The organism is Candidatus Omnitrophota bacterium (genome assembly GCA_003598025.1).
Taxonomy (GTDB): Bacteria; Omnitrophota; Gorgyraeia; order Gygaellales; family Profunditerraquicolaceae; genus Profunditerraquicola.
On the sequence record QZKH01000003.1, the window covers coordinates 151409 to 171135 of the forward strand.

Consider the following 19727-nt stretch of genomic DNA (forward strand, 5'->3'; position numbering starts at 1 on the left):
CAGCTATGATCTATCAACCCTGTCTACCGGCAGGCAGCCATGAACTACAAACCAATCTATACCACACATTTGTGTGGATGTCAAGCCTTTTAGGTCCGTTTCTCCCGCTGACCATAGAGTTGCCCCCGCTGGGGGCACTTCTGTGATGAGTGGGAGAAACGGACCTCCCCTGCTGATTAATAACAGTGGGTGCAGATGAAGATAAATTGAAAGGCGGTTAGCTTGGTTAGGATATTTAGCCTGTGGCCAAGGCCTGTGGGGATAATTTTAATTATTTTACATCCGGATTGCTCTATCATCCGTATTGCGGTTTTCATGGTAAAGAACCTAAGGTGCTGGCTGTGCATTATACCATTATCGTAGTCAAAATTTCCGAATAAATGCCTTAATCTGTATTCTATTCTGGCTATGTTCGGTATAGAAATTATTATTTTGCCTTTATTTTTAAGGTTCTCTTTGATAAATTTATTCAGCACCCTGGAGGGCTCGGGTAAGTGCTCTAGTATATCCACAAATAGTATCTGATCGTATTTGAAGCCAGGTAATGAAAAAGTATTGCTCGATAGGTCTATTCTATAGGTATTTCTGTAGCCGTTCTCTTTAGCTTTGCTAAGCAGACATTCTTCTATATCTATTCCGTCTACGACACAGTTTTTGTTTTTGATAAGCCATTTACCTATATAACCGGAATTACACCCTACATCAAGTACGGCTGTATCTGTGGGCATAAGCCCAAGAATGATGCTATGCGGGCTGTGAGGATCGGTGTTAAAAGTATGAGTCTCAATGTTTTTTATCAAAATATCCTTATTGTAAGCCCATGAACCATGAACCATGAACCATGAACCATGAACCATGAACCATGAACAAACCTACTCTTACTTACTTTTTGTATATATACCCTTTATTATTCTCTTCTATCTTCTTTTGGATTTGTTCTTTTGTGTATTTTGCTTTATTAGGGTTCTTGATGACTTTGGCTTTCGGGCAAGTCACTTCAATCCTGGCTCCTTTGCATTTCTTTGAAGACTTTTGTTTGTTTTTTGCCAATACGATATCGTTTGTATTTAGGATGAATAGAAAAGAAAAAAACATAATCAAAACAAAATTAATTTTCCGCATCAATTCTCCTTTTTAATTTATTATTCATTATTTGGCTAACAGTCAGGTTATTCTTGCCCTGAGGGTCATTTTCACTGATAAATTTAAACCATTCTTCAATAACCCCGGGATTCTCATCAAAATTAAAAACATGAGTTACTACTCCAAAGACTTGATCACCTTTAAAGGCGTTATAGATCTTTTTTAATTTTACCAGGTTAATTTTGCCTCCTAAGAATCCGTATCCTAAGGTATAGACCGTTGTTCCCTTTATAATGCTTTTTACTGGCGCGCTTACCGCATTATTTGCTACAAAGCCTTCTGTCCTATAAGGCACCCCCTGTACCCAGTCATTAATATCCGGGTTACCAAGCGTATTGATTTTTAAAGGGTAAGCAAGCCGGTTTAATATATCAGCATAATCTTGCATGGTGCCTTTGAATCTTGGATCGTTAAATTTGTTTTTATCATCACTATAGCCATCCCAAGTATACTTATGCGTTGCCGGATGGTGGTGTCCTGCAATTTCGTGGCCATTGTTTTGCCAGGAACGCAAACGTGATAATTTTTGTTTATCTGATAATATCATGTTTGCCCATTGAGGAGTAAATTCAATGGTTAATTTTATCTTATAAGTATCAGCAAGTTGTACAAACGAACACAAAGTCTCAAACATCCTGTTAAATGCTGTTGTCGGCTCGCAGTGCACTGCGAAGAAATGCAAGGGGATACTTTTGGTTTCTTTTGCCGCAAGGACTTTAACAGGGTAAATTAAGATTAACGCAAATACCAGTGTGTAAATAATTGGTTTAAGGTATGTTTTCATTATTATCAGCTTTCAGTCATCAGCGTTCAGCAAGCTGTGGTCTGTGGACCGTGGTCTGTAAACTAATAGATGCTCGATTCTAGATACTAGATTCTCGATACGCCGTACGCAATACGCATAACGCAATATTTGTGTCTTTGTGACTTTGTGTCTTTGTGACCAGATACTTTATCTATTTCTATGAACTATGAACCATCAGCTATGAACTAACCTACTCCCCTATTATCTTTATTAATACCCTTTTCTTTCTTTTTCCGTCAAACTCCCCATAAAATGCCTGTTCCCAGGGGCCAAAATCGAGTTTCCCTTTGGTTACCGCAATGACTATCTCTCTACCCATAATTGTTCTTTTTAAATGGGCATCGGCATTATCTTCACCTGTCAGGTTATGATTATATCTGGATGGATCATGAGGAGCAAGCTTCTCAAGCCATGAGGAAAAATCTTTGTGCAGGCCCTCTTCATCGTCATTAATAAATACGCTTGAAGTGATATGCATTGCGTTGACAAGGCAAAAGCCTTCCTGAATTTTACTTTTTTTAAGGGCAGATTCTATTTGGGGAGTGATATTTATGAATGCGATGCGTTCAGGAGTATTAAACAAAAGATGCTCACTGTAGCTTTTCATCTTCAGGGGGCGTTTCTTTTTTATGATGTTTAGGGTTTATTATTCCTCCGGAAATAATAAGCTGCATAGCATCTTTTATAGATATGTCCGTGTTCACGACTTCGGCTCTAGGGATTAATGCATAGAACCCGGATGTAGGGTTAGGAGAAAACGGTATATAGATACCTATTAAATCAGGGCCGATTTTATTATCCGCTTCATCCATGCCATCGTTTGTAATAAATCCAATCATCCATGTGCCTTTTTTCGGGTATTCGACCAAAACGGTCTTCTTAAACTTCTCCTTCTTGGAGGAGAACATGAATTCAGTGATCATTTTTATTGCAGGATAAATCTGGTTGATTAGCGGGAACCTTTTTATTATTCTTCCGAAAGCGCGGATAAAAAGCTTGCCTATAAATATTTTGCTTAAGAAGCCAGCGAACGTTACGATTGCAATAAATATAAGTATGCCCAATCCGGGTATATATATTCCGAAGGTATTATTTAAATAGTTGCTTATATATTTACCGGTAGTATTATCAATGAAATGGAATAAAGCCAGAATTATATAAATGGTTAAAAATAGCGGAAGAGTTATTAAAAGGCCTGCGAAGAAGTAGTTCTTTATCCTTTTTAGCATAGTTTAAACTTTAGCCAAGTATATGCCTGGCCATACTGATCACGTCTTTAATATACTTTATGTTATTAGGTATGTAGCAGCCTGCTATATCGAAATGCCCCCCTCCCCCATATTTCTCGGCAATTGAGGCTATATTCAGCCTGCCTTTTGAGCGCAGGCTAACGCGCAGGTGCTTTTTGTTTTTCTCACGGAACAAAATCGCGATTTCGACTTCCTGTATTGAGCGGATCTCATCGGCGACAGTATCTACGTCTTCATCGCTGCCGTCAACCATCTCAAAATCTTTCTTCCTGATTATTGACCATGCAAGGCTGCCGTTTTTAAGGAACTTGCATCTTTTCATGCATATGCCGCTTAATATTACTGATTGGCGGGTCCGTGACCAATAAACTGTTTCGGCTAATTTATGGAAATCTACGTTTTTCTTTATGAGGTCAGTACAAATCTCAAAAGTAAGGGGTTTTACCGTAGGCAGCCTGAAGGAATTGGTTTCTACGATTATGGAAGTAAGCAAGTTGTGGGCGATATCTTTGGTGATTCCTACTCTTAATTTTTTGAGCAGCTGGTATATTAATTCTCCTACGGCGGCGGATTTTTTATCAATAAGCGCAATTGTCCCAAATGGGCGCCTGAATTCATGATGGTCAATCTCAAGGACTTCTTTTGCCGACCTAAAACTTCGCCCATATGTTTTTCCTAATATTTCTTTATTGCTGCAGTCTACCGCAATCGCCAAATCAGGCTGTTCGTTTATTTTATTTTTAATACGCGATGCCCCGGGCAATGAACGGTAACGCTTGGGGACGCCATCAGAGCTAATGAGATGGACTTTTTTACCAAGCTTCTCTATCCCTAAACCCAGGGCCAGAAGAGAGCCTATTGAGTCTCCATCCGGGTTAATATGGCTGGCTATAGCAATATTACTCGACCTTAAGATCGCGTCTTTTACTCTTCTGTAATCTGTTATTACGTTAAAGCTAGTCATGATCTTATTTTAGTCTAATAAACTATTTTTTTCAATTAAAATATAGGGGTATAAAATTGCAGGGTTTAGGGCTTGTCTATCAGGAAACAACGAGAACAAAAAAAGAGCTGCCTGTTTTATAATCAGGCAGCTCTTTTTTCCTAATACAGATTAATCCCCGTATACGGTTGTCGTATACTCTCCGTAAACACCTAGGATATTCTTTGCGTCGTAATCAACATATTTTATCTTGGTGATCCTGCCATTTGCCATAGCCGCCTTGATACTGGCATCACCTGTGGCTACCAATCCTAATATTGATGTAGCTTTGGAAGTACCGACCTTGCTGTACGAACCAACGTCAACACCTGTAGCAACAGGAGCTTTTACCTCGGTATAAAGTATACCAGTGGGTAAAACGCTGGCGCAGCCAGCCAACAATGAGGCTGAAAATATTACTACTACCATAATTATCAACCCTTTTTTCATATGCACCTCCTTCCTATTAATTCTAATACAAAAAACTTAAAATAAAAGCATTTTTATATATTTTTTCCCGCTTTTTTTTGTGTTAAATAACGGTTTAATTTTAGTATTATGAGAGTAATAAAATAGGTTATAATGCCAAGGGCCAATGCCATTATAAGATAGCCTATTACTACAGGTATGGCTATTTTTATAATGGACATCTTAAACAAATCTGCTAAATGGAAAGTCTTTAGAAAATAGACCCAGTCATAATAAATATTTTCCCATTGTAATCCGAGAAGTGCCGCCCCGACTTTTATGGAGAGAATAAAAGTTAAAAGGCTTAACCATGTATTGGTAAGCAGTACTCCTAACAGTGCGCTTGCGCGGTTTGCCCTTAAGATAACTGCAATAAAAATAGCAGTTAACGGGCCTATGGTCGGTGTTAACCCGGCAAACACCCCTATTCCCAGCCCAAGGGCGATTTTTTCCGGCGAATCATTTATTTTAAATATTTTACTATATAATGCCTGCCATAGATCCAGTAAGCTTCTTTTTTCTTTGCTCTTGTTATTTTGATTGTCCATTATCAATTGACTCTATGTTTGTTCCCAGGAATTCTTGGCTACTTGAGTTTTCCTGGATCCAGCCATTATGTAATCCGTATTTATGCATGATCTCTTCTGCGTATACATATTCTTCTGGGCTGAGGCCTTTTGACAATTCTACATATTCATTTGCTTTATAGCAAGGAGTATATTGGCTCATGAGGCTTACAAATAATTCAGAGGACACATCTTTACTTATAAAACGCATGACTTCTTCGGTGCCGGATATGTTGTCCGGAAGAACAAGGTGCCTTACGATTACCCCTTTTTTTATTATTCCTGCTGAATCTAATTCTACGTTTCCTACTTGCCTGAACATCTCCTTAAGCGATTCCCTGTTATAATGAGTATAATTTCTTGCGTTGGAATATTTCGATGCTTGGGAATCATCTCCGTAACGCATATCGGTTAAGTAAATATCAATAATTCCGTCGAGCAATTCTATCATCTCAGGTAACTCATATCCGCTGGTATTATAGATTATAGGGATATTCAGGCCGTTATCTACCGCTATATTTAAGGCCATAAGGATTTGGGGCATTACATGAGTCGGGGTCACAAGATTTATGTTGTGGCAGCCAAGTGTCTGTAATTTTAACATAAACTCGGCAAGATCCCCGGGCGTAACAGGTTTACCGCTTTCATTTTGGCTGAATTTATAATTTTGGCAATATACACATTGTAAGTTACATCGGGAAAAAAATACTGTCCCTGAGCCTCTATCGCCTGATATGGGAGGCTCTTCGCCGTAATGAGGCAGATAGCTATGGACTAATGCCGATAATCCGGTTTTACAGAAGCCCTTCTGATCCTTGCATCTGTTAACTTTGCATATACGCGGACAAATTGAGCATGATCCTAACAACCGGTAAGCATGCCGGCAAGCTTTGTCTATTAAAGATTTCTTATCTAAGTTTTTATGCTTAAACATAAGATTGGCCGGATAAAATACTTCTCATGTCTTTAAATATTTGAGCATATTCAGTTGTCCTGTAATCAGGGTAAGTCCATGGCAATGGCATGAATGTCTTATTGATATATTGCAGGGTTAATTCTGCGAAAATGCCTTTATCCAGATATATCCGGTGGCTGAAGTCTTTAGTTGAGGCCAGGATCACTTTTGCCAGGGTAAGATATCCAGGGTCTACATTAACTCTTCTTTTACCCAGGGTAGAGAATTTATGTTCAATTTTATTTGTCAGTATTTTTATTTTTGCCAGCTCGTTCGGTTTTATCAACCTTTTAAAACTAAAGAATACTCTTAAAAGCCCATCACCCATCTCTTCCTCGTAGTAATCCGTATAATCAAATTTAAGGGCAGAGCTTGCATAATCGATTTTACCGAATTTGGAAATTAATATTTTGCGAAGGCAGTCAAAGTCGTTGACATTTTTGTAAAGAATACCAGTAAACATTTTTACCGGATTCGCTGGCGCAGTCTTGCCCATTTGACAATTAGAAGGTTTGGTTATGAAGGGTTTGAATAGAAATGGCTTAGGTACTCTGAAATCTTTTTCTTCTGCTCATCTTTTATGTCATTGAAGAAAATAGCGATTTTAAAACCGCCATTAGTGTCGTCTTCTGTCCTGACTATAACCCCGGTGCATTTAAGAGGAGCATTCTTCTTAAGCCGTTTATTTCCTGGGGGCAGGGATATATCTACGGCCACTTTAGTAAATGGAGGGATATATTTATCAACGTGGCAATATGCGCCTATACAGCTTACGTTTTCAGTACTGGTAGCAAAATCATAACCGTTTGCAATGACTCTAAACGGTAATGTTGCCGTAACGCGCGGGTATTGCCTTCTTTCTTTGCCTGTTTTATTCATTATTCAGCTTTATTGCCTTTTTCTTTTGATTTCGCTAAATACTTTTTCCAGCATTTCTTTGTGCAGTAATATTTTCCGTCGCGGTAATAACGCCTTATTTTTTTAATCGGTTTTCCGCAGCCTAAACAGTTAGTTTGTTTTTCAACTGCGGGCGCTTCCTGGGTATTTGCTTCTGCTGCCATTTCTTTTACCTTTCTTTTAAGCTATAACTGTTTCTAGTTGTATGAAATCCTTGATAAAATTCCTTTGTTTTAATTCTATTTCCTGAAATTCCACCCCTACGTTGTAATTATTTGAATGTGGTATAGGGTTAGACCAGGCAACTCTTCCTACCGGATTGATCGCGCTTGATAATATCCTGGTCTCCAGCATTAGGTTCGAAGAAGGCGCAATAAACCTGTCGCTTAAAAAGCGTATGCCCCCCGCGCTTATATCTTTTAAAGTTGCAGTATAAATGCGGGGAGAACCTCTTATTGCGAATTTCAAGGGAGCATTAAGATCAATGCGAGGAAATTGCCTCTTATTAATTTTAACAGTCTCCATTTTTATGTTTGGAGGAACCGTGGCTTTTCCTCTTATTAAGCAAAAATATATCATATAAGTGATGGTATGTCAATAGTTTAGTTCATTGTTCATGGTTCAGAGTTCATAGACATACAGCTGTGCTATGAACCTTGAACTATCAACCTTGAACTAAACCTGATTTACTTTTTTTTAATTTCTGCTATAATTACATTGAGGTGTAAAATGTATTGTGAATTTTATAATCTGAAAGAGCTCCCTTTCAATGTAACATCGGACCCTTCTTTTTTCTTCCTGAGCTCAAAGCATAAAGAGGCCCTCTCTCACCTTCTGTACGGAGTTTCTCAGCGTAAAGGTATAATGGTTGTGACTGGCGAAATTGGCACAGGCAAGACTACTCTTTGCAGGTATTTTCTTAACCAGCTGATGAATAATGTAAAGACAGCTTTAATATTAAATCCTTATTTCTCTCAAATGCAGCTTCTGGAAGCCATACTTAAAGATTTTGGTGTTAACCCGCGCGGCAGGACAAAGTTTTCTATGATCTGGGAATTAAATGATTTTTTAATCAAAGAATCTGAATCCGGCAATAACGTTGTCTTAATAATCGATGAGGCGCAGAATTTAAAACCTCAGGCCCTTGAGCAGATCCGCCTTCTATCTAATCTTGAGACAGAAAAAGACAAATTGCTTCAGATTATATTAGTCGGACAGCCCGAATTAAATGATAAGCTTGAGCTTTATAATTTAAGGCAGCTGCAGCAAAGGATCGTTGTCAGGTATCATATCAAGCCTTTAGATAAAGATGAAGTCGGAAGTTATATTGAGCATAGGCTGAAACTTTGCGGCGATCAACATAAGGTTAGCTTTAATGAAGACGCAATCAAGCATATCACTGATTTTTCTGCAGGTACCCCCCGTCTTATAAATATACTATGTGACCGTGCTCTGCTTGCCGGATTTGCTTCTGAATCATACATGATTGATGAAGGTATTATAAAAAGATGCGTAGATGAACTGGACAAATACTTCAAAGCTTACAGATAATGAGCATAATCTATGACGCTTTAAAAAAACTTGAAGGTAGAAGGGTCAGGCCTAAAAAAGACCCTCTTGCTGATATCTCTGCCGATAAGCTTACTGCAAATCAAACCGAAAATAAAGAGCAAAAGAAAAAGAACTTTAAGCTTAAAAGTGCGGCGATATATATCTTTGTGGTTATTTTCGGGTTCATTTCAGCAAAGCTGATATTCAATTATTTTCCTTCGTTCTGGAATAATTATGGCAGGAGCAAGCCAAAGGAACGCATTGAATTGATTAATGTTACCGCAACGGATGCAGCCAAGCCTGCACAGCAAATCTTGCCTAAAGATACCGCACCATCCACTATTGCCGGCCAGCAGAAACGATACGAAAAAGCCCCCGAGTTAGAATTAAACGGCATATTTTATTCAGAAGACGAAAGTTACGCGCTGGTAAATAACCAGATCGTTAAGGCCGGAGATAATATCGACGGTGTTGATATTGTGGAGATAAACGAGAATAATGTTAAGGTGAGGTTCGGCGACAGGGATTTGATTCTCGATAATACCAAGACAAAGTAAGGCTCTTCGGCTAAATCAGTTTATTTGTTTTATCGCTTCTTTTATCAAAGCTAACCCGATATTTTTTACTACCACAGCTTTACCGATCCCCTTTATTAAAACAAACCGGTTTGTTTTACCCGAGAATTTCTTGTCGCTGTAGTGGGCTTTTATAATGCGGCTGGAAGGTACATTCTTAAGTTTCAGAGGAAGACCCGCTTTTCTTATTACAGATCTGATGGATTCAAATAACCCCTTACTTATAAAGCCTTTTTTATAGCTTATATAACTTGAAGCTATCATACCCATTGCTACGGCTTCTCCATGGTTGTATTTTTTGAATTTGGATGCCGTTTCAATTGCATGCCCAATAGTATGGCCAAAATTAAGGATAGTGCGTATGCCTTTTTCTTCTCTCTCGTCCTGTCCGACAATCTCTGCTTTTATTTTACTGCAACGAGATACCATGAATTCCAACGCTCCGGTATCAAGGCGTTTTATATTAGAGGCATTGCTGTTTATATAGTTAAAAAGCGCCTTATCTTTTATGATAGAATATTTTATGATTTCAGATAAGCCGCTTTTGACCTGTCTGCTTGTAAGTGATTTAAGGAATTTTATGTCGCTTAATACAAGCCGGGGCTGGTAAAATGCACCTACGAGATTCTTCCCCGATGTTAAATCTACAGCTGTCTTACCGCCGATACTTGAATCTACTTGCGCAAGCAGGGTTGTAGGGACCTGAATATAGGGAATACCCCGTTTATAAATAGATGCGGCAAAACCGCTGACGTCTCCTATTACCCCGCCTCCCAAGGCTATTAAAAATGGTTTTCGTTTGATCCCGAATTTAGCAAGCCCAGCTATTATATTAGAAGCTATTTTTATGGATTTGCTTTCTTCTGAATCCGGAATAAGCTTAAAGTCAAAATTAATCCCGCCCCTTTTTAAATTAGCCGCAATAGTTTTTCCGTAGAGCTTTTTTACGCGCCTGTTAGTTATTATGTAGGCGTCTGTTCCTATGCCAAGTGTTTTTATCAGCCGTGACAGATAATTAATGGCACCTTTCCCGATTACAACTTTATAAGAGTGCTTATTGAGTTTTACGCCTACAATTTTCATCAGATCCCTATTCCGAGAAGCCCGAGAACAAGATAAACAACAGGCCAGACCAGTATATTTAGTATACCCATCCAAATAAGGGCAATTATAATTATAAAACCGAAAGGCTCGATTTGCGCATATTTTTCCGATAGCTGGTTGGGCAGTAATCCCATTATTATCCTTGAACCGTCCAAAGGAGGTATGGGTATAAGATTGAATATTCCCAGGACGACATTAATCAGGACGAACTGGCTGATTATAATGCTTAAAATATCGGGCATTGGCAGCAGCTTAAGTATAAAACTAAACAAAAAAGCCAATAGCAGGTTTGATAACGGCCCGCTTGCACCTACCCAAATAATATCTCTTTTAGGGTTACGCAGGGCCATAAAATTTATAGGTACAGGTTTGGCTGCGCCAAATACAAACCTCCCCTGAGTAGATATGAAAAGCATTAATGGCAGAAGGATCGTGCCGATAGGATCTATGTGGGCAAGAGGGTTAAGCGTAAGCCTGCCGGAATATTTTGCAGTAGGGTCTCCCAGCTTATAAGCAACCCATCCATGAGAAAATTCATGGATAGTCATCGCAGGTATTAATATTGCAAAAGAAATCAGGAAAGTTAACAGCATTATTCCAGTATTTTTAAGTTTTTAATTTCTATTACTTTGTATTTAGGGTAAGCTATCAGATTACCTGTGACTTCTACCTTGCGGCCTATGACCGCATCCAGTGTTTTTTTATCGCCATGTAAATAATACGTGCCTTCTTTATTGATGAGCCTGTGTGTCCCTTTGCGATTAAAAAATCTGCCGCATGGTTTGATAATACCTTCAATGGTAGAAATAGTTGAGGCGGAGTTATTTTGTTGGATACCAGCAGCCAATTCAGTAATTGTATCTTTTTTGGCTATCTGACTGGTTGTTGGTTTTACGGGGGCTGTCGCGGCCTGGCCAATAAATTTTTTTACAAATTTTTTATGTATCCAGCCGTAGCATTCCGCAGTCGGCTTTATGGAGTACCATTGGCCTTTGTCCTGTGTTATTTTTACGACTTCGTTCTGGTTGATCCTCCCTATAACAGCGGAATCCACCGTAGGTTTAAGCCTGATATTTACGTTATTCCCTAAAACCCTGCCCGTCTTTACTTTTGCATCGCCAAAAGATATGTTTGATGACGGGCTGATTTTATCTTCGGGAAGAGGCTCAATAAGTTCCTTGCTGACATACAGCAGTATCTCGGAATCTTCGGGTAGTTTGATTTTATACCAGTCGTAGGCTTCCCTTATAACTTCTACTAATTGACCATTGTTTAGTTTTCCGATTATTTCAGAACTTGCTGTGGAATCTGCGCGTACATTTACATCATTGCCTTTTATCTGTCCGGTAAACGAAGGTAATTTCTCCGCAAAACCGAATGAACAGGCCAGTTCCATCGCCAGTATCAAAGTAAGGAGCTTACTTAAACGGCTTATGCGCATTTATTATTTCTGGGTTTTTGAAGCTGCAGCTTTAGGTGCAGTTTTGGATGCAGCGCCTTGTGCTTTTTCAGCCGGGGCTGCGGCTGCTGCGCCGGCTGGAGCAGCTCCGCCTGCAGCGGCTTCCGCGCCTTCAGCTTTCTCCGCCTTCTCTTTCTTGATCTTGATCTTTAGGGTCTTGATTTTAGGCAGGCCGAATATCTCCTGGCCCTCTTTCCACTGATCTTTTTCAAGCATGATTTTAAGGCGTTCTGAGCGCTTTAATACGGATCTTTGTTTTTTGATTCCTCCGGTTGAACCGAGTGATGGATGAATTGACATATTTCTTATAACCTCCTTATAAAACAGTCTGTATATTGTTTTTGTAGTTTTGAAAGTTCAGTTTTTGCGTTTTCTTTGGTTGTAAAACTGCCGATAAACACAACCGTATATTTACCTTTTGATTGAATGACCGGTGTATGGCCGTTTTTTCTCAGCCTTTCCGCTTCCTTTTTTGCCGCGGAGCTGTTTGTAAAACTAGCCACTTGTATAGTATAAATGCCTTCCTGGATAACTGGCTGTTGCTTTGTTTCGGCATTTTGCAATTTAACTGGCGTGTCTGTTTTTACAGAAGAAGCTATTTCTCGAGCCGGACTCTTAACCTGCTTTTCCGGGGCTAAAATTGATTCTGCTTTCTGTATATCGGCCCTCTGTTCTGTATCTATGCCTGAAGCCGCAATATTCCTGCCGTGCATGACTCCTAAGCCATATGCTGTTATTGCAACGGTCATAAAAACAATTATTAATATAATGTTTTTCTCATATCCTCGGATATAACTCATAAACGGCCTTCTTGTGTTTTTATGGTTAATAGTTTCTTCGGATTGGGAGAAAAAATCTAATTGTGAATTGTCGTTTGTATCCATTAAAGAATATTAATAAAGACTAAAATTAATTCATAGTTCAGGGTTCATTGTTCATGGGTTTTGCATACCTATCAACCACGAACCATGAAACTAGTTTTTTTGTGATTTTGCCTGCCTACCGGTAGGCAGGTGTCGTGTGTCTTTGTGACTAGATACTTTATCTATCTCTATGAACCATTAACTATGAACCATGAACTAATATTACTATATCGTGTTTTTACTGTCGTGCAAGTATTTTCTTGCGTTCAATCTTTTAGCTACTTTCAGGAAAGATTCTACTACTTTGGGATCGAATTGAGTACCGCTTTTTTTCTTTATTTCCTTTATTGCTTCGTTTATATTCATTCTTTCCCTGTATGGCCTGCCATATACCATTGCTTCAAAAGCATCGGCAACAGCCATTATCCTTGCCCCGATCGGGATTTGCCCTTTCTTTAATCTTGAAGGGTACCCAGTGCCGTTATATTTTTCATGGTGGTGCATTATTATAGCAATTACCGGTTTTAGTATCAGCATCGGCCGCAATATCTGCGCTCCCTTGATGGGGTGTTTCTGTATTATCCCGTATTCTTTAGCAGTAAGTTTTGATGTTTTAGCCAGTATTTCCGGAGGCGTATCTATTTTGCCTGCATCGTGAAGAAGGCTTGCGTATTTCAGGCTCTCGATTTGTTTCTGGTCAAGATGCATTTGGTGGCCGATGGAAGTTACCAGCCTGCTGAAATAAGGAGAATGAGTATACTCCTGCGGTATTCTGGTGTCAAGCAGTGTAACGAGAGATTTGATGCTTCCAAGCACGACTTTCTGGTGCTCTTCATATAGCTGAAGGTTCCTTATTCCGATCACCGATTGTTCTGCTAAAGTAATAAGTATTTCAAAATCAGAATGGATGAATGGCGGTTTGTTGTTGTTCCTTTTTGTTTCAATAAAACCGATTATATCGTCAGATATCATCGGCACAATGAGCTGCCTCTCTTTTTGTATTGCAGACAGGTTCTTTATGATCTTTTTTTCAAAAGATGAGATTATCCTCGTTTTTTTATTAAAAATTGATTTTGTTTTGCCTTTTATTATGCATCGGAAATTAGCATTAGTCCCGGAGGCGTCTAATAATATGATCTGGCAAAAATCCGCACTATATAGCTGGCATATTAGCTTAGTGAGACGGACTATTAAGTCATTAAGCATATATGTAGAGTTTACCAGCCGGTATACGCTATGTATGGAAGATATGAGCAGCTTATACTTTTTCGTAGGGGTCAAATAACTTCTTATATTCATCTAATGCGTACCTGTCCGTCATACCGGCTATGTAATCGCATACCGCGCGTTCTATACCATCTTCTTCAGCATGCTTAATGGTAACCGGTGGTAATTGTTGAGGTTGATTTATGTAGATTCTGTAAAGCTCCTCGATAAAACGTTTAGCCTTACTAGACATCCTGTTTACGCGATAATTCTTATAAAGCCTCTCAACAAGGATTCCCCTCAGGGGTTTCCTGAAAGCAACCATATCCCTGCTGAAAGCAACAATCTTTTCTTTGGTATTTTTTGCCTCAAAAGGAGATCTGGGCCTTATATTATCAAGCCTTCGTTTTGTTTCTTTTATAAGATCAGTTACCTGGATGTCAATTAATGACCTTATAGCCAGGTATTTCTTCTTATCTTCGTCTATTTTACCATATTTTCTTAAGATTTCTATACTTATCTTATGCCATAATTTGGAAGTTTTTAAGTCCCCTTCCCGGAGCAGCCCTGAAGTGAGCCCGTCATCAATGTCATGGTTGTCATAGGCTATTTCATCGGCAATATCAACAACTTGGGTTTCAAGCGTCGGGTTGGTGTCAGAGGAGAATTCATCTAAAGCTGTGGAATGATCAAAAGCTGTGGAATGCCTGACTATCCCTTCCCTGAGTTCCCAGGTGAGATTTAATCCCGGAAAATTTACATAACGCTCCTCAAGTTTGTCTACTACCCTTAAACCCTGCAGGTTATGATTAAAACCTCCAAAGTTTACCATTAATTCATTTAAAGCGTCTTCTCCTGCATGGCCGAACGGTGTATGCCCTAAATCATGCGCCAGCGCTATAGCTTCTACTAAGTCGCTGTTTAAGCCAAGAGCCTGTGCGATAGTTCGAGCGATTTGGGCGACTTCTAATGTATGAGTAAGCCTTGTGCGGTAGTAATCCCCTTCATGGTTGACGAACACCTGTGTTTTGTATTCCAGCCTTCTGAATGCGGCAGAATGAATTATCCTATCTCTATCCCTTTGATAGGCAGACCTGTATGCATGCTCTTTTTCAGGGTATGCCCTGCCTTTGCTTTTATAGCTTTTCATGGCGTAAGGTGCCAAGAGTTTATCTTCTATTGAGCGTATATTAACCGTTCTCATCTTTCAATAATTTATGAAGCTCACTTAAAGACTGTGAAATCACTTTTGTGCCTGCGATAATAGGCATGAAGTTTGTGTCGCCTTTCCATCTTGGGACAATGTGCACGTGGATATGGGCAGGTATTCCTGCTCCTGATGCACCAAGGATATTTATCCCGATATTGTATCCGTCCGGTTTTAGCACTTTGTCGAGTAACTTTATAGCCCTGTTAACTGCTTCAAAAAGCTGGCCGGATTCAGATTTTGAGAGTTTATCAAGTCTGTTGACGTGCCTTAACGGAAAGACCATAATATGGCCGTTATTGTATGGGTATATATTAAGCATGGCTGCGGCATGCTTCATCCTGAAGATGAGATAATCAGCTTTTGAGGACTTTACGGCTTTACAAAAAATGCACTTTTTGCCTTTCTTATGCCTGATATATTTCAATCTCCACGGTGCCCATAATAATTCTCTTTTTGTCATAATTTTATTATTTTAGCTTTTATGTGGTCGTTAATTTCAATTATACCGTAAGAATTATAACGTGCAAAAACTTTATCTGTAGGCGAGCCTGGATTAAAAAATATAACCCCTCCCCTTTCTTCATTTACGGCATTATGAGAATGGCCAAATATTACCATATTAACATTGTCAAATTTAAATTCTTTCTGCAGGTTTTCAATAAGGCTGGCGGGGCTGCCATAGCCGTGCATCAGGCCGATTCTAAAATTACCAACAGTGATAATTTCTTTTTTCGGGATATTGATACATTCACTGTCGCTGTCCATGTTGCCGCAGACAACCTTTACATTAGCACAATATTTCTTAAGCTCATCAATTACGCTGAAATTTACCAAATCGCCTGCGTGGATGACCATGTCCACGCCTTTAAAGGCATCAAGAACCTGCTGAGGCAGGCGGTCTGCCCTGTCGGGAATATGGGTATCTGAAATAACCCCGATTTTCATTTTATGCAGTTACCCTCGGTTTGTAAAATAAATCAAAAATATAATTTAAATGATTAATATCCCAAGTAAGAACCTTTTCTTCCAGGGCCCTGAGCCTTGCGTTAGAATCGACGTCTCTTAAAGTGACGATTATTTTTCTTTGCAGTTTATTACGGAATTTTTTGCACTCTTTTGAAAATTCAGCGATATCTTCTTCTGTCAGGGCGTCCTGTTTAAAAGCCACAACCCAGATTCCTTCGTAAGACCTGCCGATAAGCCCGTTTCTTATCCCCCTAATATTAAGTTCCAGGGGTTTTATTTCCTTAAAACGGTCAAGCCGTATTTTTTTTGTTTCTATCTGCACCATCTCATCTTCGAAAAGATGCAATAACTCAGACACTCGCTCGGGTATTGACTTCTTTGTGTTCTTGACAAAATCATCAATCATGCATTTAATATTATTAATGAATACTTCTCTTTGGTTTTTTGCATCAAAAGTAAGCGAAGATATTTTTCCCTGGTAAACATATTTCAGCCAAAAGTTGAATACCCTGTCGTTTATTGTCAGAAAATCCCCGCTGCGGGTAATAACATCAAATTCAACGAGATAATCAATCCTGGCTAAAATTTCCTTACGTTGCTTATGAAGAAGATGTGCGATATCTTTGATTTTATTATGCCCTGATGATATGGTGTGTAGTATCGAGATGTATTGCTGGCAGTTGTCAGTATCAATAAAGCGTTTAAGGTAGTTACTGAATTTCTGATTAAGGATACCTGATGGCTGGAATAGGAAATCTTCAAGGATTTTAATGATATCCTCATGAGCGGAATTCTTTATGGCGCTGGATAAAACATCCAAATAAAATGGGTACCCTCCGGTGAAGTGCACAATGAAGTCACGTATTGATTTATTGATTTTATAATCATTAAGCTTTTTCTCAAGGTAAATATCGCTGGATAAAGCGTCAAATGGCTCGACCGTGATTGTCTCAAAATTTCCAAAAAGGAGCGATAAGTTATTTGAGATGATCTTTTTAGCGCGGAATTTAGAGGAACTGATTATTATATGCATCGTATTCTTATTTGTAACAAGGAGCTTGGTCCATTCTTTATACAGGTTTCTTATGCCGACATTTTCCAGGTTATGGAATTCGTCAAATATAAAGATGGTCTTTTTGCCGGACTCTTCATAAATTGACTCTGCCAGCGATAAGAGGTCAAAAAATAGATTATTTTTTTTGCTGCGTTTTAATGAAGAGAGTATATAGTCGGCCTTGTTAACAGTTTTTGGTATAAATTGACGTGATTTATTCAGCAGAAAATCCAAATCTTCCTTGAGTTCCAACCCGCTATTTGACATAAAGTTATAGAGCAGCACGCCTATAAATCTGCGGATGAGCGAGTTGAATGGTTCCGGCCTTATTTCAAGATATGCTGTTATAATTTTAGGGTCAGAGTAGATGTTAAGAAGTTTAAATATGATAAAGGTTTTACCTATCGCCTCATCGCCAATAATAGCTATATTCTGTCTGTAGCCGTCTTTAAATGCAGTGATTCTTTTTAAAAGCGCCTGAATTTGTGTATCTCTGTCAAAAATATCGCCTTTGTTCATGGTAGAAAATAATAAGGGTTTTGAGGTATAGAGTTCTTTCTTATTTCAAAGTGTAGGTACTCCTTTTTTCCTCTTTTTGATTTACCGGCCTTTGCAATAAGCGTGCCTCTTGTGATGTTGTCACCCAGCTTTACGAAAACCTTTGAATTTCTTGAATATACTGTAAGCAAACCGTCACCGTGGTCAATAATCAGGGTTTTTCCGAATGATTCCAGTTTATCAGAATAAAAAACAACCCTTCCTCCTCTTGAGGCAATGACATCCCCGTTATAGTAGGGTTCGATATTAAGCCCTTTATTAATAACATTGTCGTAAGTTGCACCAAATGTGGATATGACTTTTCCTTTTATTGGCCAGATAAAATCTTCATCAGAAGAAACGCTTGAGACTGTTTTTCTTCCGGATGCCCGGGGAATAAATATAAGCTGGTTGACTTCAATTTTAGTTACATCTGAAATACGGTTAAACTTTATAATTTCATCCAAATCTACACCGTAAGTTTTTGATATACGCCACAATGTCTGACCCTTTTCAACCTTATGGTAAGTACCAGGTACTCCGGCAGGAGGCTTTAGTGGAGTCATGACCGGCGCCGTAGCACACCCCGATAATATAAGAACAGTTACGATAATACTTAAGATTGAAGCCAGTTTAGTAGTATTCATAAGTAAACTCTAATATTTAAGCGGGCGAAGGGAATTGAACCCTCCTATCCAGCTTGGGAAGCTGGTGTTCTACCGATGAACTACGCCCGCAGATCCTTCATCTATAAGCATAGGATTAAATTCGCAGACGGCCGAACGGCCTACCCTTTATGTCGTTACTCCATAAAGTGTCTGCTCATTTAAACTACGCCCGCAGATCCTTCTTCCTTTTTACACATGCTCATCAATAAGCTTTATAGAGCAATATTCACCGCACATTGTGCAGACTTCTTTATCACTAGGTTTAGATGCCTGCCTGTAAGCTTTTGCTTTGTCAGGATCAATAGCAAGCTCTATCTGGCGTTTCCAATCGCGGTTTCTTCTTGCTAAAGACATTTCTTTATCCCAGTTAAGGGCAGATTTTATCCCTTTAGTAATATCTGCGGCATGTGCTGCTATTCTTGAAGCGATGACCCCTTCTCTTACATCCTCTGCGTCAGGATGCCTTAAATGTTCCGCAGGTGTGACATAACACAGGAAATCTGCGCCAAAGCTGGCAGCCATAGCCCCTCCAATAGCTGAAGTAATGTGATCATAGCCGGCAGCAACATCCGTAACCAACGGACCAAGCACATAAAAAGGCGCATTATCGCATAATTTCTTTTGAAGTAAGATGTTTTTTTGTATCTGATCAATAGGCACATGTCCTGGCCCTTCAATCATCACCTGCACACCTTTATTTCTTGCCCTTACTGCTAATTGCCCTAAAATCTTTAGTTCTGCCAGCTGTGGTTTATCCGTTGCGTCGAATATTGAGCCTGGCCGTAATCCGTCTCCCAGGCTCAATGTTACGTCGTATTCACGGGCTATATCCAGGACTTCGTCAAAATATTCATAAAATGGATTCTCTTTACCATGCTTTTTTATCCAGCTTGCAAGGATGGCCCCGCCGCGGGATACGATACTCATCAGGCGAAGGTTATCTTTCAATGAACTTAAGCTTTTACGGTTTACGCCTGCATGTATGGTAAAAAAATCAACCCCCTCTTTTGCCTGCTCTGTAAGAGCGCTTAAGACGTCCTTATGGTTAAATTCCAGCAAGCCGCCGTTATATTTTTTTGCGTTTACTGATATTTGATAGACAGGGACTGTTCCCACGGGTATAGGGCTTCTTTTAATGACCTCTTTTCTTATCGCCCGCAGGTCTCCTCCGACGCTTAAATCCATTATAGCGTCAGCGCCGTATTTAACGGCAATATCAAGTTTATGCAGTTCTTCTTTGATGTCAGGGGAATCGGTTGACGTGCCTATATTTGCGTTTATTTTTGTTTTTAATCCGCTGCCGATCGCACAGGGTTTTTCTATGGAATGATTTTTATTAAGAGGAATTACTGCATGCCCTTTTTTTATTTTTTCTGCGAGGAATGAGTTTGTTACGCCTTCAAAACGCGCGACTTTTTCAAGCGTAACAGACTTAATATTTTTTCTTGCGCATTCTAATAAAGTCATA

Annotated in this window: 27 protein-coding genes and 1 tRNA gene; 2 read left to right on the forward strand and 26 right to left on the reverse strand. The window is 39.2% G+C overall.

Features of this window, described 5'->3' with window-relative positions:
• Positions 1-176: 176 nt before the first annotated feature.
• The 13 genes from C4533_03080 to C4533_03140 all read right to left on the reverse strand — a co-directional run bounded on the left by C4533_03080 (position 177) and on the right by C4533_03140 (position 7645).
• Positions 177-857 (reverse strand): class I SAM-dependent methyltransferase, encoded by a 681-nt coding sequence (locus C4533_03080; GenBank protein RJP28788.1) that lies wholly within the window; start codon positions 855-857, stop codon positions 177-179.
• 25 nt (positions 858-882) lie between these two features.
• Positions 883-1122: a hypothetical protein gene (locus tag C4533_03085; protein ID RJP28789.1), complete on the reverse strand. Its 240-nt coding sequence runs from the start codon at positions 1120-1122 to the stop codon at positions 883-885.
• On the reverse strand, positions 1109-1927 hold the full coding sequence (locus C4533_03090; protein RJP28790.1) for a hypothetical protein: 819 nt from the start codon (positions 1925-1927) through the stop codon (positions 1109-1111). The genes C4533_03085 and C4533_03090 overlap by 14 nt, the downstream gene beginning before the upstream one ends.
• 211 nt (positions 1928-2138) lie before the next feature.
• On the reverse strand, positions 2139-2555 hold the full coding sequence (locus C4533_03095) for a YjbQ family protein (protein RJP28791.1): 417 nt from the start codon (positions 2553-2555) through the stop codon (positions 2139-2141).
• Positions 2539-3177 carry a DUF502 domain-containing protein gene (locus C4533_03100; GenBank protein ID RJP28792.1) on the reverse strand — a complete coding sequence of 213 codons (639 nt, stop codon included), beginning with the start codon at positions 3175-3177 and terminating at the stop codon, positions 2539-2541. The genes C4533_03095 and C4533_03100 overlap by 17 nt, the downstream gene beginning before the upstream one ends.
• Before the next feature lie 10 nt (positions 3178-3187).
• On the reverse strand, positions 3188-4162 hold the full coding sequence (locus C4533_03105; protein ID RJP28793.1) for a bifunctional oligoribonuclease/PAP phosphatase NrnA: 975 nt from the start codon (positions 4160-4162) through the stop codon (positions 3188-3190).
• A 150-nt stretch (positions 4163-4312) separates the two neighbouring features.
• On the reverse strand, positions 4313-4630 hold the full coding sequence (locus C4533_03110; protein RJP28794.1) for a TRL-like protein family: 318 nt from the start codon (positions 4628-4630) through the stop codon (positions 4313-4315).
• A 53-nt stretch (positions 4631-4683) separates the two neighbouring features.
• Positions 4684-5196 carry a DUF2062 domain-containing protein gene (locus tag C4533_03115; GenBank protein RJP28795.1) on the reverse strand — a complete coding sequence of 171 codons (513 nt, stop codon included), beginning with the start codon at positions 5194-5196 and terminating at the stop codon, positions 4684-4686.
• On the reverse strand, positions 5180-6148 hold the full coding sequence (locus C4533_03120; protein ID RJP28796.1) for a radical SAM protein: 969 nt from the start codon (positions 6146-6148) through the stop codon (positions 5180-5182). Before C4533_03120 ends, C4533_03115 begins: the two co-directional genes overlap by 17 nt.
• The gene (locus C4533_03125) at positions 6141-6665 is read right to left on the reverse strand and encodes a DUF4416 family protein (GenBank protein ID RJP28797.1); all 525 of its coding nucleotides are present in this window, start codon (positions 6663-6665) and stop codon (positions 6141-6143) included. The genes C4533_03120 and C4533_03125 overlap by 8 nt, the downstream gene beginning before the upstream one ends.
• A 20-nt stretch (positions 6666-6685) precedes the next feature.
• Positions 6686-7048, reverse strand: coding sequence for a PilZ domain-containing protein (locus tag C4533_03130; GenBank protein ID RJP28798.1), 363 nt, complete (start codon positions 7046-7048; stop codon positions 6686-6688).
• Entirely contained in the window at positions 7048-7230 is a 183-nt protein-coding gene (locus C4533_03135; protein ID RJP28799.1) for a hypothetical protein, read from the reverse strand. The genes C4533_03130 and C4533_03135 overlap by 1 nt, the downstream gene beginning before the upstream one ends.
• A 16-nt stretch (positions 7231-7246) precedes the next feature.
• Positions 7247-7645 (reverse strand): PilZ domain-containing protein, encoded by a 399-nt coding sequence (locus C4533_03140; GenBank protein RJP28800.1) that lies wholly within the window; start codon positions 7643-7645, stop codon positions 7247-7249.
• A 150-nt stretch (positions 7646-7795) separates the two neighbouring features.
• On the opposite strand from C4533_03140, the gene C4533_03145 reads away from it, so the two are divergent.
• Together C4533_03145 and C4533_03150 are read left to right on the forward strand one after the other, a co-directional pair.
• On the forward strand, positions 7796-8617 hold the full coding sequence (locus C4533_03145) for an AAA family ATPase (GenBank protein RJP28801.1): 822 nt from the start codon (positions 7796-7798) through the stop codon (positions 8615-8617).
• On the forward strand, positions 8617-9174 hold the full coding sequence (locus C4533_03150; GenBank protein ID RJP28802.1) for a hypothetical protein: 558 nt from the start codon (positions 8617-8619) through the stop codon (positions 9172-9174). The genes C4533_03145 and C4533_03150 overlap by 1 nt, the downstream gene beginning before the upstream one ends.
• 15 nt (positions 9175-9189) lie before the next feature.
• Here C4533_03150 and aroB read toward each other — a convergent pair whose 3' ends face one another.
• From aroB to thiC, 13 genes are all read right to left on the reverse strand, one after another.
• Entirely contained in the window at positions 9190-10275 is a 1086-nt protein-coding gene (aroB, locus tag C4533_03155; protein ID RJP28803.1) for a 3-dehydroquinate synthase, read from the reverse strand.
• Positions 10275-10889, reverse strand: a complete 615-nt coding sequence (locus C4533_03160) for a site-2 protease family protein (GenBank protein RJP28804.1) — start codon at positions 10887-10889, stop codon at positions 10275-10277. The genes aroB and C4533_03160 overlap by 1 nt, the downstream gene beginning before the upstream one ends.
• Positions 10889-11737, reverse strand: coding sequence for a hypothetical protein (locus tag C4533_03165; GenBank protein ID RJP28805.1), 849 nt, complete (start codon positions 11735-11737; stop codon positions 10889-10891). The genes C4533_03160 and C4533_03165 overlap by 1 nt, the downstream gene beginning before the upstream one ends.
• Positions 11738-11740: 3 nt before the next feature.
• The gene (locus tag C4533_03170) at positions 11741-12055 is read right to left on the reverse strand and encodes a small basic protein (protein ID RJP28806.1); all 315 of its coding nucleotides are present in this window, start codon (positions 12053-12055) and stop codon (positions 11741-11743) included.
• Positions 12056-12060: 5 nt separating this feature from the next.
• Positions 12061-12639, reverse strand: coding sequence for an SPOR domain-containing protein (locus C4533_03175; protein ID RJP28807.1), 579 nt, complete (start codon positions 12637-12639; stop codon positions 12061-12063).
• Positions 12640-12843: 204 nt separating this feature from the next.
• Positions 12844-13917: an HD domain-containing protein gene (locus tag C4533_03180; GenBank protein ID RJP28808.1), complete on the reverse strand. Its 1074-nt coding sequence runs from the start codon at positions 13915-13917 to the stop codon at positions 12844-12846.
• Positions 13877-15028 carry a deoxyguanosinetriphosphate triphosphohydrolase gene (locus C4533_03185; protein ID RJP28809.1) on the reverse strand — a complete coding sequence of 384 codons (1152 nt, stop codon included), beginning with the start codon at positions 15026-15028 and terminating at the stop codon, positions 13877-13879. Before C4533_03185 ends, C4533_03180 begins: the two co-directional genes overlap by 41 nt.
• Entirely contained in the window at positions 15015-15494 is a 480-nt protein-coding gene (locus tag C4533_03190; protein ID RJP28810.1) for an HIT domain-containing protein, read from the reverse strand. The genes C4533_03185 and C4533_03190 overlap by 14 nt, the downstream gene beginning before the upstream one ends.
• A complete protein-coding gene (locus C4533_03195; GenBank protein ID RJP28811.1) occupies positions 15491-15988 on the reverse strand; it encodes a YfcE family phosphodiesterase in 498 nt (165 codons plus the stop codon). Before C4533_03195 ends, C4533_03190 begins: the two co-directional genes overlap by 4 nt.
• Positions 15981-17573, reverse strand: coding sequence for a hypothetical protein (locus C4533_03200; GenBank protein ID RJP28812.1), 1593 nt, complete (start codon positions 17571-17573; stop codon positions 15981-15983). Before C4533_03200 ends, C4533_03195 begins: the two co-directional genes overlap by 8 nt.
• The gene (locus C4533_03205) at positions 17570-18238 is read right to left on the reverse strand and encodes a LysM peptidoglycan-binding domain-containing protein (protein RJP28813.1); all 669 of its coding nucleotides are present in this window, start codon (positions 18236-18238) and stop codon (positions 17570-17572) included. The genes C4533_03200 and C4533_03205 overlap by 4 nt, the downstream gene beginning before the upstream one ends.
• A 19-nt stretch (positions 18239-18257) precedes the next feature.
• A tRNA-Gly gene (locus tag C4533_03210) sits at positions 18258-18328 on the reverse strand.
• Between the two features lie 120 nt (positions 18329-18448).
• Positions 18449-19726, reverse strand: coding sequence for a phosphomethylpyrimidine synthase ThiC (gene thiC / locus C4533_03215; GenBank protein RJP28814.1), 1278 nt, complete (start codon positions 19724-19726; stop codon positions 18449-18451).
• Position 19727 lies beyond the last annotated feature (1 nt).

Coding starts and splice junctions, on each gene's coding strand:
- C4533_03115 (RJP28795.1), bottom strand. CDS start 5,196: ATGGACAATCAAAATAACAAGAGCAAAGAAAAAAGAAGCTTACTGGAT.
- C4533_03080 (RJP28788.1), bottom strand. CDS start 857: ATGGTTCATGGTTCATGGTTCATGGTTCATGGTTCATGGGCTTACAAT.
- C4533_03095 (RJP28791.1), bottom strand. CDS start 2,555: ATGAAAAGCTACAGTGAGCATCTTTTGTTTAATACTCCTGAACGCATC.
- C4533_03100 (RJP28792.1), bottom strand. CDS start 3,177: ATGCTAAAAAGGATAAAGAACTACTTCTTCGCAGGCCTTTTAATAACT.
- C4533_03190 (RJP28810.1), bottom strand. CDS start 15,494: ATGACAAAAAGAGAATTATTATGGGCACCGTGGAGATTGAAATATATC.
- C4533_03180 (RJP28808.1), bottom strand. CDS start 13,917: ATGAATATAAGAAGTTATTTGACCCCTACGAAAAAGTATAAGCTGCTC.
- C4533_03090 (RJP28790.1), bottom strand. CDS start 1,927: ATGAAAACATACCTTAAACCAATTATTTACACACTGGTATTTGCGTTA.
- C4533_03130 (RJP28798.1), bottom strand. CDS start 7,048: ATGAATAAAACAGGCAAAGAAAGAAGGCAATACCCGCGCGTTACGGCA.
- C4533_03140 (RJP28800.1), bottom strand. CDS start 7,645: ATGATATATTTTTGCTTAATAAGAGGAAAAGCCACGGTTCCTCCAAAC.
- C4533_03120 (RJP28796.1), bottom strand. CDS start 6,148: ATGTTTAAGCATAAAAACTTAGATAAGAAATCTTTAATAGACAAAGCT.
- C4533_03175 (RJP28807.1), bottom strand. CDS start 12,639: ATGGATACAAACGACAATTCACAATTAGATTTTTTCTCCCAATCCGAA.
- C4533_03205 (RJP28813.1), bottom strand. CDS start 18,238: ATGAATACTACTAAACTGGCTTCAATCTTAAGTATTATCGTAACTGTT.
- C4533_03105 (RJP28793.1), bottom strand. CDS start 4,162: ATGACTAGCTTTAACGTAATAACAGATTACAGAAGAGTAAAAGACGCG.
- C4533_03165 (RJP28805.1), bottom strand. CDS start 11,737: ATGCGCATAAGCCGTTTAAGTAAGCTCCTTACTTTGATACTGGCGATG.
- C4533_03170 (RJP28806.1), bottom strand. CDS start 12,055: ATGTCAATTCATCCATCACTCGGTTCAACCGGAGGAATCAAAAAACAA.
- C4533_03160 (RJP28804.1), bottom strand. CDS start 10,889: ATGCTGTTAACTTTCCTGATTTCTTTTGCAATATTAATACCTGCGATG.
- C4533_03200 (RJP28812.1), bottom strand. CDS start 17,573: ATGAACAAAGGCGATATTTTTGACAGAGATACACAAATTCAGGCGCTT.
- C4533_03185 (RJP28809.1), bottom strand. CDS start 15,028: ATGAGAACGGTTAATATACGCTCAATAGAAGATAAACTCTTGGCACCT.
- thiC (RJP28814.1), bottom strand. CDS start 19,726: ATGACTTTATTAGAATGCGCAAGAAAAAATATTAAGTCTGTTACGCTT.
- C4533_03110 (RJP28794.1), bottom strand. CDS start 4,630: ATGAAAAAAGGGTTGATAATTATGGTAGTAGTAATATTTTCAGCCTCA.
- aroB (RJP28803.1), bottom strand. CDS start 10,275: ATGAAAATTGTAGGCGTAAAACTCAATAAGCACTCTTATAAAGTTGTA.
- C4533_03145 (RJP28801.1), top strand. CDS start 7,796: ATGTATTGTGAATTTTATAATCTGAAAGAGCTCCCTTTCAATGTAACA.
- C4533_03125 (RJP28797.1), bottom strand. CDS start 6,665: ATGGGCAAGACTGCGCCAGCGAATCCGGTAAAAATGTTTACTGGTATT.
- C4533_03150 (RJP28802.1), top strand. CDS start 8,617: ATGAGCATAATCTATGACGCTTTAAAAAAACTTGAAGGTAGAAGGGTC.
- C4533_03135 (RJP28799.1), bottom strand. CDS start 7,230: ATGGCAGCAGAAGCAAATACCCAGGAAGCGCCCGCAGTTGAAAAACAA.
- C4533_03085 (RJP28789.1), bottom strand. CDS start 1,122: ATGCGGAAAATTAATTTTGTTTTGATTATGTTTTTTTCTTTTCTATTC.